Annotated in this window: 11 protein-coding genes; 3 read left to right on the top strand and 8 right to left on the bottom strand. The window is 60.1% G+C overall.

The window, feature by feature from the left end; genetic code table 11:
- The first annotated feature begins 68 nt into the window (after nucleotides 1-68).
- Together ACXAC3_RS08740 and ACXAC3_RS08735 are read left to right on the top strand one after the other, a co-directional pair.
- A complete protein-coding gene (locus ACXAC3_RS08740; protein WP_475158828.1) occupies nucleotides 69-1,274 on the top strand; it encodes a multidrug effflux MFS transporter in 1,206 nt (401 codons plus the stop codon).
- A gap of 65 nt (nucleotides 1,275-1,339) precedes the next feature.
- Entirely contained in the window at nucleotides 1,340-2,740 is a 1,401-nt protein-coding gene (locus tag ACXAC3_RS08735; protein ID WP_475158826.1) for a helix-turn-helix domain-containing protein, read from the top strand.
- 75 nt (nucleotides 2,741-2,815) lie between these two features.
- On the opposite strand, the gene ACXAC3_RS08730 is transcribed toward ACXAC3_RS08735, so the two are convergent.
- The 6 genes from ACXAC3_RS08730 to ACXAC3_RS08705 all read right to left on the bottom strand — a co-directional run bounded on the left by ACXAC3_RS08730 (nucleotide 2,816) and on the right by ACXAC3_RS08705 (nucleotide 8,579).
- Nucleotides 2,816-3,055 (bottom strand): HP1242/YdcH family protein, encoded by a 240-nt coding sequence (locus ACXAC3_RS08730; protein WP_475158825.1) that lies wholly within the window; start codon nucleotides 3,053-3,055, stop codon nucleotides 2,816-2,818.
- A 78-nt stretch (nucleotides 3,056-3,133) separates the two neighbouring features.
- Nucleotides 3,134-4,792 (bottom strand): choline dehydrogenase, encoded by a 1,659-nt coding sequence (gene betA, locus ACXAC3_RS08725; RefSeq protein ID WP_475158823.1) that lies wholly within the window; start codon nucleotides 4,790-4,792, stop codon nucleotides 3,134-3,136.
- Between the two features lie 74 nt (nucleotides 4,793-4,866).
- Nucleotides 4,867-6,375 carry a choline-sulfatase gene (gene betC, locus ACXAC3_RS08720; protein ID WP_475158822.1) on the bottom strand — a complete coding sequence of 503 codons (1,509 nt, stop codon included), beginning with the start codon at nucleotides 6,373-6,375 and terminating at the stop codon, nucleotides 4,867-4,869.
- Nucleotides 6,372-6,944: a choline-binding transcriptional repressor BetI gene (gene betI, locus ACXAC3_RS08715; RefSeq protein WP_475158820.1), complete on the bottom strand. Its 573-nt coding sequence runs from the start codon at nucleotides 6,942-6,944 to the stop codon at nucleotides 6,372-6,374. The genes betC and betI overlap by 4 nt, the downstream gene beginning before the upstream one ends.
- A gap of 86 nt (nucleotides 6,945-7,030) precedes the next feature.
- Nucleotides 7,031-7,939 carry a DMT family transporter gene (locus tag ACXAC3_RS08710; RefSeq protein ID WP_475158818.1) on the bottom strand — a complete coding sequence of 303 codons (909 nt, stop codon included), beginning with the start codon at nucleotides 7,937-7,939 and terminating at the stop codon, nucleotides 7,031-7,033.
- Between the two features lie 40 nt (nucleotides 7,940-7,979).
- Entirely contained in the window at nucleotides 7,980-8,579 is a 600-nt protein-coding gene (locus tag ACXAC3_RS08705) for a LysE/ArgO family amino acid transporter (protein ID WP_475158817.1), read from the bottom strand.
- Nucleotides 8,580-8,665: 86 nt separating this feature from the next.
- On the opposite strand from ACXAC3_RS08705, the gene ACXAC3_RS08700 reads away from it, so the two are divergent.
- On the top strand, nucleotides 8,666-9,556 hold the full coding sequence (locus tag ACXAC3_RS08700) for a LysR family transcriptional regulator ArgP (protein WP_475158815.1): 891 nt from the start codon (nucleotides 8,666-8,668) through the stop codon (nucleotides 9,554-9,556).
- 8 nt (nucleotides 9,557-9,564) lie between these two features.
- Here ACXAC3_RS08700 and ACXAC3_RS08695 read toward each other — a convergent pair whose 3' ends face one another.
- Nucleotides 9,565-10,833 (bottom strand): MFS transporter, encoded by a 1,269-nt coding sequence (locus ACXAC3_RS08695; protein ID WP_475158813.1) that lies wholly within the window; start codon nucleotides 10,831-10,833, stop codon nucleotides 9,565-9,567.
- Between the two features lie 151 nt (nucleotides 10,834-10,984).
- Complete coding sequence (locus tag ACXAC3_RS08690; protein WP_475158812.1) at nucleotides 10,985-11,725, bottom strand: YebC/PmpR family DNA-binding transcriptional regulator; 741 nt, start codon at nucleotides 11,723-11,725, stop codon at nucleotides 10,985-10,987.
- Between the last annotated feature and the right edge of the window lie 79 nt (nucleotides 11,726-11,804).

Here is an 11,804-nt window from a genome sequence, read left to right as displayed (position 1 = left end):
TGCGAAGTTTACGGATACCGGACGGGCATGCATGGTATTCCCAAAAACCGTCACTATACATGTGAACCATGCAGTTCAGCACATCCCGGGCGCGCCGTTCGCCCCCCACTATCGCCACGCTCGTTTTGCTTTCAGGGATGTCCGCCCTGAGCCTGAACCTGTTTTTGCCCAGCCTGCCGAACATGGCCCTGTATTTCGACACGGACTACAAGGTCATGCAATTGTCGATTGCGCTCTACCTGCTGGTCAATGCGGTGCTTCAGATCCTGATTGGCCCCATCGCGGACAAGGCCGGTCGCAGACCGGTTCTGCTGTGGGGGCTCGCGCTGTTTCTGGTTGCAACGCTGGGCTGCATCTACGCCCCCAATGCCGAAGTGTTTCTTGCCTTCCGGATGTGTCAGGCAATCGTGGTTGTCGGAATGGTTCTCAGCCGTGCGGCGGTGCGGGACCTTTATGATCAGGATCAGGCTGCGTCGATGATCGGCTATGTCACGATGGGCATGGCCGTTGTTCCCATGATCGGTCCCGGCATCGGCGGCCTGCTCGAAGAGAGCTTTGGCTGGAAGGCAAACTTCTGGCTGCCCTTCGGACTTGGGGCCCTGACGCTGGCCCTGACCTTTGCCGATTTTGGCGAAACCTCAACCAAAAGCGGCAAGACGCTGATACAGCAGTTTCGCGAATACCCGGAGTTGCTGCGATCGCCACGGTTCTGGGGATATTCGCTGTCTTCGGCGTTTTCATCCGGTGCCTTCTTCGCCTACCTTGGCGGCGCGCCCTTCATCGGCACGGAACTGTTCGGCCTGTCGGCCTCGGAACTGGGCATTTATTTCGGTGCCCCGGCATTGGGCTATTTCTTCGGAAACTTCCTCAGCGGGCGGTATTCGGTCCGGTATGGCGTGAACCGCATGGTCCTGTGGGGAAGCTGGCTGAACGCAATCGGCGTTGCGATTTCGGCAACCCTGTTTCTGGCAGGCGCCGGCTCAGCGCTCAGCTTTTTCGGCTTCATGACCTTCGTCGGGGTGGGCAACGGCATGACCATTCCCAATGCCACTTCCGGCGCCCTGTCCGTTCGCCCGCACCTTGCGGCCACCGCATCCGGCCTGAGCGGCGCAATCATGCTGGGTGGCGGCGCGGGTCTGAGCGCCTTTGCAGGGGCCTTGCTGACCCACGAGACAGGCGCGATGCCCTTGCTGTGGCTTATGCTGGCAACATCCGCCCTGGCGATCTGCGCGATCGCCGTCGTGATCCGGCGCGAAAGGCAACTGGGACTTTAAGGCCGCTTGCGCCCGCAGATTTGCAAAGTTAGCTTTCAGCAACGGAAAAGTTGCAAAGGCCCGTTATGGCGACCCAAAAACTCTATGCCGGTGCGAAGCTGCGCGAAATGCGTACGCGCCTGACCCTGACGCAAAAGGAATTCGCTGCAAAACTTGGCGTATCGCTGCCCTACCTCAACCAGATGGAAAACAACAACCGGCCGATTTCCACCACGGTCGTGCTGTCCCTTGCGCAGGAATTCGGCATGGACGTGACCGAGCTCAGCACTGGTGACAGCGAACGTCTGGTGTCTGACATGCGCGAGGCGCTGGCCGACCCGGTCTTTGACGACGCCATACCGCCGCTGGCCGATCTGAGGCTGACGGCATCCAACGCCCCCGCATTGGCACGCGCCTTTATCGCGCTGCACAGAACCTATCGCCAGACGCATGAGCGGCTGGCCTCTCTGGACGAGGCATTGGGGCGTGAAGACGCCCGGATTCAGGCCAGCCCATGGGAAGAAGTGCGCGATTTCTTTCACTATTGCGACAATTACATCGACGCGGTCGACCGCGCAGCGGAACGATTTGCAGGCCGCGCCGAAACCACAGGCGGCGTCCGCGCCGCAGCAATCGAAAGCCTTGCCGAGCGTGGTATTCGCGTACAGTTCGTGGAAATCGAAGAAACGCGGAAATACGACGGCGACAGCAAGACACTCCTGCTGTCCTCCCGCACGGCACCGCAAACGCAAGTCTTTCAGTTGCTGTTACAGGTCGCGCTTATCAGCCAGGACCAGTTGCTTGAGGCCACGCTGGACTTTGCCAAGTTCCAAAGCGACGAGGCGCGTGCGATCGCCAAGATCGGCCTCGCCAACTATTTCGCCGGTGCCTCCTTGATGCCCTATGGCGCGTTCCTGTCGTCAGCGCAGGAGTATCGCCACGATCTTGAACTGCTCAGCAACCGCTTCGGCGCGTCAATTGAACAGGTGGCACACCGGCTGTCCACGCTGCAACGCCCCGGCGCCAAGGGCATTCCGTTCTTCTTTGTCCGTGTCGATCAGGCCGGGACGATTACCAAGCGCCATTCGGCCACACGCCTGCAATTCGCCCGCTTCGGCGGGGCCTGCCCCCTGTGGAACGTCCACCGCGCTTTCGAAACCCCCGGCCATTTCCTGCGGCAACTGGCGGAAACTCCGGACGGTGTCCGATATATCTCCCTCGCGCGGGACGTATCGAAATCGGGCGGGTCTTTCGGCGCGCCTGTGCGCCGCTATGCCATTGCCCTGGGGTGTGAAGTGCGCCATGCCGAGGCGCTGGTTTACGCCGACAATCTCGATATCAACAACGCCAGCGCCTACGAACCCATCGGCATCTCGTGCCGCATCTGCGAACGGCAAAACTGCCATCAGCGCTCGGTCCCGCCTCTGGAAAGGCGCCTGTCCATCGACGCGCATACCCGCGGCACCCTGCCTTACGAAGTCACCTGATCTTCACCTGGCCTGAAAATACCTCGGGGGAGTCGCGGCCTGCCGCGACGGGGGCAGAGCCCCCGCCCTGTTGCTTCAATCTTTCGACAAAATCGCCCAGATCTCATCCTTGAGCGCCGCGCGTTTCTTGCGCATTTCGCCCTCGGCCAAATCTTCCATCGGTTCGATGTTGGTCTCGGCGCGATGCACGATGCGGTTGATCTCGTGATATTCATCTGCCAGCCGGGCGAAATGCGCATCCGTTTGCTTGAGCTGGCTCATCATTTCAACTTTCTCCGGAAATTCCTCGGCCAGTTCATGCGGGGTGTGGGACATTCCTGTTCGCTCCTGAAATATGTCGTTGCGATTCAGGTCTATACGTCTTTCCCACACCTTGCTTTGACGCGGATCAAATCACCGCTGTGCGGTTGCCCATGCCGGATGAATCCACGGGCGATCGTTGGCCTTCGGCAGAGCTTCCTTGCCCAACAGATGATCCGACACCTTTTCGCCCACCATGATCGAGGGCGCATTCAGGTTGCCATTGGTGATCTGCGGGAAGATCGAGCTGTCGGCCACGCGCAGGCCATCTACGCCAATCACGCGACCTTCGGGATCAACAACCGCGCGCTTGTCGTCCGCCCGCCCCATCCGGCAGGTGCCGCAGGGGTGATAGGCACTTTCGGCATGTTCCGCGATGAACGCATTCAGTTCCTCGTCGGTCTGCACGTCGGCGCCCGGCTGAATTTCCTTGCCGGAATAAGGTTTGAAGGCGTCCTGTCCGAAAATCTCGCGGGTCAGGCGGATGCAGCTGCGGAAATCCTCCCAGTCCTGCTCGTGGCTCATGTAATTGAACCGGATCACCGGCGCGTCCTCGGGCTTGTCTGATCGCAGCGTAACCGCCCCGCGTGAGGGCGAGCGCATCGGCCCGACATGTGCCTGGAACCCGTGCCCCTCGGCCGCTGCCTGCCCGTCGTAGCGAACGGCAATCGGCAGAAAATGGTACTGGATATCCGGATACTCCACTCCGGGCTTCGAACGGATGAAGGCCGCGCTTTCGAACTGGTTCGACGCCCCCAGACCGGTTTTGGTGAACAGCCATTGTGCGCCGATCAGCCCTTTGCTGACCAGATTCCAATGTTTGTAGAGCGTGATTGGCTGCAGCGAGGCCTGCTGGATGTACAATTCCAGATGGTCTTGCAGGTTTGCGCCGACGCCGGGGCGGTCGGCGACAACCTCAATCCCATGTTCGGCCAGATGCGCCGCCGGGCCGATGCCGGACAGCATCAGCAGCTTGGGCGAGTTGATCGACGACGCCGCCAAAACCACCTCGCGCCGGGCGCGAATGATCTCTTTCTTGCCGCCGCGCACCAGTTCGACCCCGGTTGCGCGACCGCTTTCCATGACAACCCGGCACGCCAGTCCGCGCACGATATCGCAGTTGTCGCGTTTGATCGCGGGCTTCAGGTATGCGTTGGCCGCTGACCAGCGCCGCCCCTTCCAGACGGTCTGCTCCATCGGGCCAAAGCCTTCCTGCTTTTCACCGTTATAGTCGCCGGTCACTTCGTACCCTGCCTGCTGACCCGCATCGACAAAGGCCTGAAACAGAGGGTTCTCGCGCGGACCGCGCGAAACATGCAGCGGCCCGTCGGTCCCGCGCCAGGTCGGATCACCGCCATGACCACCGTCGTGCCAGGTTTCCATACGCTTGTAGTAGGGCAGCACGTCTGCATATGACCATCCATCAGCCCCCATCTCGGCCCAGCTGTCGAAATCGCGCGCGTGACCGCGCACGTAGACCATGCCGTTGATCGAGGATGAACCGCCGATGACCTTGCCCCGCGGGCAGGCCAGCTGGCGATTGTTCAGATGGGGTTCAGGCTCGGACCGGTATCCCCAGTCATACATCGGCATGTTCATCGGATAGCTCAGCGCGGCCGGCATCTGGATGAACGGGCCGGCATCGGTGCCCCCATGTTCGATCACCAGAACCGAGGCCCCCGCCTCACTCAGTCGATAAGCCATCGCGCATCCTGCGGATCCTGCGCCAACGATGACGAAATCTGCTTCCATTTTCAGGTCTCCATGACCCGCCGAGCCTGGTTCGGGCGCTTCCGGCGGGAGTATTTTCGAAAAATATGAAGAGGTTACTCGCCGCGCGGGAAGCGGGCGTTTTCCTCAACGACATTCAGATCCATGTGATTGCGCATGTAGCGCTCGGACGCCTTTTGCAGCGGCTGATAGTCCCACGGGTAATACCCCCCCTGGCGCAGCGCTTCGTACACAACCCAACGGCGGGCCTGACTGGCGCGAACATCGGCATCAAAGCTGTCGAGGTCCCAGCGCGCCTCGGACTTGGCCCGCAGTGTTTGCAGAGTGCCGGCATGATCGGGACTGTCGGCAAGGTTGGTCAGTTCGTGCGGGTCGGCCTCCAGATCGTACAACTGATCCGGATCCAGCGCACAGCGATTGTATTTCCACTTGCCATAACGCAGCGACACCAGAGGCGCATAAGACGCCTCAGCCGCGTATTCCATGGCTACCGGAGCGGTACGCTCGATTCCGTTCGCCAGCGGCACAAGGTCTTCGCCATCGGTCCAGGGGGCAATCTCAGCCATGTCAACGCCCGCCAAGGCACCAAGCGTCGGTGTCACGTCGATGGTCGATACCGGCGCGTCGATCCGTCCGGCTGGCAATCCGGGTGCGGAAATCATCAGCGGTACGCGGGCCGAGCCTTCGTAGAAGTTCATCTTGAACCACAATCCGCGCTCGCCCAGCATGTCGCCGTGGTCGGAAACAAAGAGGATGATCGCCTCTTGCCGCGTGGATTCCAGGACGTCGAGGATTTCGCCGATCTTGTCGTCCAGATACGAGATATTGGCGAAATAGGCCCGGCGGGACTTTTGGATATCTTCTTGGGTGATGTCGAAGCTGCGCCAATCATTGGCGTCGAAGATGCGCTGGGAATGCGGGTCCTGATTGTCATAACCGAGATCAGCAACTTCGGGCAGCAGGTGTTCGCAATCTTCGTAAAGGTCCCAATACTTGCGGCGCGCAACATAGGGATCATGCGGGTGGGTAAAACTGACGGTCACGCACCACGGGCGGTCGTCCTTGCCACGGGCCAGATCATAAAGCTTGGCCTTGGTGTTATAGGCAACCTCGTCATCATATTCCATCTGGTTTGAGATTTCGGCCACCCCTGCGCCCGTGACCGAGCCCATGTTGTGATACCACCAGTCGATCCGTTCACCCGGCTTGCGGTAATCCGGCGTCCAGCCGAAATCAGCCGGGTAGATATCGGTTGTCAGACGATCCTCGAACCCGTGCAACTGATCAGGACCGACGAAATGCATCTTGCCGGACAGGCAGGTGTAATAGCCCGCGCGACGCAGGTGGTGCGCATAGGTCGGGATATCGCTGCGGAACTCGGCGGCATTGTCATAGACGCCAGTGCGCGACGGCAACTGCCCGGACATGAAGCTGGCCCGCCCCGGCGCGCACAGCGGCGAGGCGGTATAGGCATTGGCAAACCGGATCGACCGCGCGGCCAGCTTCTTCAGGTTCGGGGCATGAAGCCAGTCTGCGGGGCCGTCTGGAAAGAGGGTCCCGTTCAACTGATCCACCATCAGGATCAGAATATTCGGTTTTGTCATTTTTCAGCCTCGATTAACGTATTGAGGACACGCATCGCGTGGTTGACGGCCAATTGCGGTTCTTCCGGTGCGCTCAGCGCGGCGCGGATATACAACCCGTCGATCAGCGCGATCATATTCTCGGCCGCCTCGACCGGGTCGCTCAGCAAGGGGCGCAGCGCGTAGATCAGGTTAGAGCGGATACGGGACTGATAAATCTGCCACAACCGCAACGCATCATCATTGGTTTGCGCCAGCACGTAGAACGTCATCCATGCGGCAATCACGTCGGGCGTAAAACAGGATGGGGCAAAACACGACCGGATGATGGCCTGCGCGCGCTCATGCGGCGCGGCGGCTTTCAGCTCCTCTCGCGCTTCGGTGCCGAAATCGGACAGAATGCGGCGCATGGCGGCCAGAAAAATCTGATCCTTTCCGCCGAAATAGTGATGCGCCAATGCGCTGGACATCCCCGCCCGCTTGGCGATCTGGCTGACGGTCACGTCGAGAGATTTTTTCGACCCAAGCTCGGCAATCGTCGCCTTGACGATCGCATCACGACGGATTGGCTCCATTCCGAGTTTCGGCATCGTTACCCCTCACTGCGAATACTGAGAAAACGCTACGGGGTTTTTATTGACTCGTCAATCAATAACGTTTGCCGGGACCGTAACGGTCAGAGTTTGGGGGCAATGCTGGGGGTCGTCAAGTTGCCGCGATTCAGGACCGCCTCGCGCCAGGCGATGAAGCTGACCGCAGACAGGATCAGCGTTCCGCCCGCAACAACCCAGACGTCGACCAGTTCGTGAAAGACCAGGGCACCCAACAATGTCGCCCAGATCAGTTGAAGGAATGTCACCGGCTGTGTGACGGCCACCGGGGCGGCCTTCAGTGCGAGGGTCATGAAGTAATGACCCATCGTGGCGAAACTGGCGACCAGGAACAGAATCCCAAGCTCGTGCAGGTCGGGCGGCGTCCAGACTGCGATTGCAAACGGAATCAGAAACACGGTTACCCAGATGGACATATGGGCGACAACCACCGCAGGTGGAAGATCGCGCACCAGCACCTTGGCCAGCAGATATGACGCACCAAGCGCCAGAGCCGTACCCAGCATGGTGATGTGCCCCGGCGAGATTTCCCGAAATCCCGGGCGCAGGATGATAAGAACGCCGATCACCGCGACGCAGATGGCGGCAATTCGGCGAAAGGCCAGTTTTTCGCCCAGGAACAGCGCCGCACCAAGCGTGACGTAAACCGGGGTCATGTAGTTCATCGCCGTGACCTCGGCCAGTGGGATCTGCGTCATCGAAAAGAACCAGAGCATCACCGCGCCGGCATGGACGATGCCGCGCGCTCCAAACAGCATCAGGTGCCTGCGCGTCAGATGCGTTCTCAGAACCAGCCGCAAAGCAGGCAGCAGAAAGACCAGCCCAAAGGCAAACCGCAGAAACGCCGCCTGAATCGGATCCATCGTCGCCCCCAGTGACTTGACCAGAGCGGTCATGACCACAAAGGACAACCCGGCGGAAAACATCCAGAACATGCCGGCCAGCGGGCGGTATTGGGCGGTAAGAGTTGACATGTTAACGGTTGAACACGGAATGCCGCGCAGGGGCAACCCGTCACATCACCACAAGTTTGAGAGCGATCGCAAGCATAACAACACCTATCAATACGTCCAGAACCTGCCACGCGCGCGGCCGCGCAAAGATTGGCGACAATACGCTTGCGCCGTATCCCAGCGAGAAAAAGAACACGAAACTGGACAAGACCGCACCCGTGGCGAAAGCCAGACGATCCTCGTACTGCGCTGAGATGGAACCGATCAGGACAACCGTATCCAGATAGACATGCGGGTTCAGCCAGGTAAAGGCCAGAACAGTCACCAGAACCGACCGCAGGCTGGCACGTTTCCCCTCACTCACGTCCATTGCTGCGCCGCCGCGCAGCGCCGATTGCAGGCTGCGCATCCCGTACCAGATCAGGAAAACCGCTCCGCCGTAGCGCATGACCGACTCGAACCACGGCAGAACCTGTGCCAATGTTCCGAACCCGGCAACGCCGGCGGCGATCAGAATGGCATCCGAGACCGCACAGGTGAGGCACAGTGGGAAGACATGCTCGCGCCGCAATCCCTGACGCAGAACAAAAGCGTTTTGCGCGCCAATGGCCAGGATCAGACTGAACCCCAGGGCGAAACCGGCAATCAGGGATGTGGACATGAAGCCTCCTGCGTTCTGCGCCGTTGACTAACGCTGGTGGGAGCATCTATCAAATTAAAGATATTGATCTGTGATAAGTTTCGCTAATGCTGTTGGACCCGAACCACCTGTCCGCCTTATCTGCGATTTTGCGCCATGGCAGTTTTGATGCCGCAGCCGCTGAGCTTGCCGTGACGCCCTCCGCCATCTCTCAAAGGATCAAGGCGCTGGAGGATCGTGTGGGCGCGGCCCTGATCAACAGGGGCACCCCCTGCACCGGCACGCCCGCAGGCCTGCGTATCGCGCAGCACGCCGAAGATATCGGTGTGCTTGAATCGAAGCTGGCCCGCGACCTGACCCTGGACCAGACCCCCGGCCCGGCGCGTGTGCGGATCGCGGTTCCGGCCGATGTTCTGGCGACGTGGTTCATCCATGCGATAGCTCGGGTGGACGGCCTGTTGTTCGATCTGGTTTTGGATGATCAGGATCACTCTGCGGAATGGTTGCGGCGCGGCGAGGTCAGCGCGGCGATAACGGTTGGCGGGCAAGTGGTTTCAGGCTGCGACGCCCATGCGTTGGGTGACCTGAGATACGTGCCGACGGCCAGCCCGGAATTTATGCGTCGATGGTTTCCCAACGGCGTCGATGAACACTCGCTCGCCCGCGCCCCGTGCCTGACCTTCAACCGCAAGGACGGTTTGCAAAAGGCCTGGATCGCCAGTCAGACCGACCGCAGGATTACGCCGCCCTCGCATTTCCTTCCCTCGTCGCATGGGTTTGTGGATGCAGCGATTTCCGGGTTGGGTTGGGGAATGAATCCGGTCGCGCTGGCGCAGGAGGCATTGGCGGACGGACGGCTTCGCCTCGTTCTGCCCGACGCGCCCCTTGATGTTCCGTTGACCTGGCAGGCGGGCAGAGTTCTGGCGTCGGCGCTGGCGCCCCTGACCGATGCGGTCAGACAGGTATCCGCTGATGCGCTTCTGCCCGCCGGGGCATAACGCGCCGGTCACGAGGCAACTTTTTCCTTCGCACCCGGCAGAACCATTCGATAGCAGGTTACAGCAGCGAACAGGCTCACGATCACAATGAACACGATTGCCCAGGCGACCTCGTGCATATGCGCGACACCGGCCAGCGCCGCCGATAGGGCAACTGCCGCGATCCGGCAAATGCTCTTGACCGCGGCAACGGCCTTGACGCGCTGATCCTTGGGGGCGACGTCCAGAAAATACAGCCTTCGGGCGCTGCTGACACCCGTGGCTGCCACCGTCACGATGAACAGGGCTATGGCGTGAACGTGCACGTCATGATCAATGCCCAGATAGTGGACCGACAAAAGAACAATACCGCTCAGCGCTATCATCATGTTCCCCATGACCATGACCGCCCTGTGTGACTTCAGATTGACCATCTGCCACAACGGGGCAGAGACCAGATATCCCGAGGCCGACGAAACGATCATGGCTGTCAGCCCTTTCGCCGACGTGTGATGAGATTCCGCCGCCAGCAAAGCAAAGAAAGGAACGGACAGGGAAACCACGACCAGCGGCATGCGCATGACCATATATCTGCGGAACCACGGCTCATCGAACATAGCCCAGATATCAGTGAAGTTCTGGATGAATTTTCGTTTTGCAACCGTGCGCATATCGGCCCTGTTCCGACGCACCGCCTCCGACATCGCCAGAATGGACAGGCCGGACAGGATGAAGAATGCCACGGACACCGCAATGACCGCAGAGTGGCGGGAAAAGGGCGGTTTTTCTTTGGTTACTTCGTGGACAAGTAAAGCCAGCCCGATGGCACCCAGGCCCCCGACACCGAGTTGCAGGTAATGCATGATCATGCGCGATTTTGACTGCACATGGTCGCCCAGCAGGTCGGTCAGCATCAGTGACTGCACCTCCTCGATCAGACCGATCAGGAAAAACGTCGCGACAAACGCGATGCCGATCAGCGGCACAACCCCGGTTGCCGCCACAACCAGCGCCAGAACCAGACACCCGCCGATTGCGATTTCGGTTATGGCAATCGCGCGCTTTTTGCGCTGTCGGGCCGCGATCGGCTGCGCCAGAAAGATGTCGGAGATCATGCTTCCCACCATCCGCACCGACACCAGCGCGCCAGCGATGAACATCGGCAATTCCAGCGACACCGCCAGAAACGGCAGCACGATGGACGGGCTGCCAAGGGTCCAGGCGACCTGAGACAGGATGCTCTGCCCCGTCAGGACCGGAATGTTCCTGTTCGGTGGGTTTGGTGGGCTGTCTGTCATTCTCGCAATCGACTTCTTACCCCGGCAAAGTGTTTTCAGGCATTTGCCCAAATCTACCGGGTTCCGGTCAACCGGCCAAGAACCCCGGTCGGTACAAAAGAAAAAACCCGGCCAGAGGCCGGGCTTTCCGATCTGCGAAACAGGAACCGGATCAGAGCTGTGCCATGACCTCGTCCGACGCTTCGAAATTCGTCGTCACGCGCTGAACGTCATCGTCATCTTCCAGCGCATCGACCAGTTTCATCAGGCGCTGCATGTCTTCCAGGCCCAGTTCGGTCGTCGTGGTGGGCTTCCAGACCAGCTTGGTCGATTCCGTCTCGCCCAGCGCGGTTTCAAGCGCGTTCGACACATCGTTCAGGTCGGTGTCAGCGCACCAGATGATGTGACCTTCGTCCGAGCTTTCGACGTCTTCGGCACCGGCTTCGATGGCCGCTTCGAACACCGTGTCGGCGTCACCGACCGAGGCCGGATAAACCACTTCGCCCTTGCGTTCGAACATGAACCCGACCGACCCTGTCTCGCCCAGATTGCCGCCGTTCTTGGAGAAGGTCGAGCGTACGGTCGATGCGGTCCGGTTGCGGTTGTCAGTCATTGTCTCGACGATGACAGCTACGCCGTTCGGACCATAGCCTTCGTACCGGATTTCTTCGTATTCGTCGCCCTCGCCCGCAACCGACTTCTTGATCGCGCGGTCGATCACGTCTTTGGGAACCGAGTTCGATTTGGCTTCTTTCACCGCCAGACGCAGGCGTGGGTTTTTGTCGGGATCGGGGTCGCCCATCTTGGCGGCGACAGTGATTTCTTTCGACAGTTTGGAAAACAGCTTGGACCGCGCGGCGTCCTGACGCCCCTTGCGGTGCTGGATGTTGGCCCATTTGGAATGGCCTGCCATGTTGCGTCCTCGTGATAGTGATTGCGTATTCGGCGCTCATATAGACGTTTGCGGGGCATGGGATCAAGAGAGCGGCTTG

Source organism: Ruegeria sp. ABV4_181, from assembly GCF_056158465.1.
The sequence above is the reverse complement of the archived record's forward strand: the minus strand, read 5'-3'. Positions and strand labels throughout refer to the sequence as shown.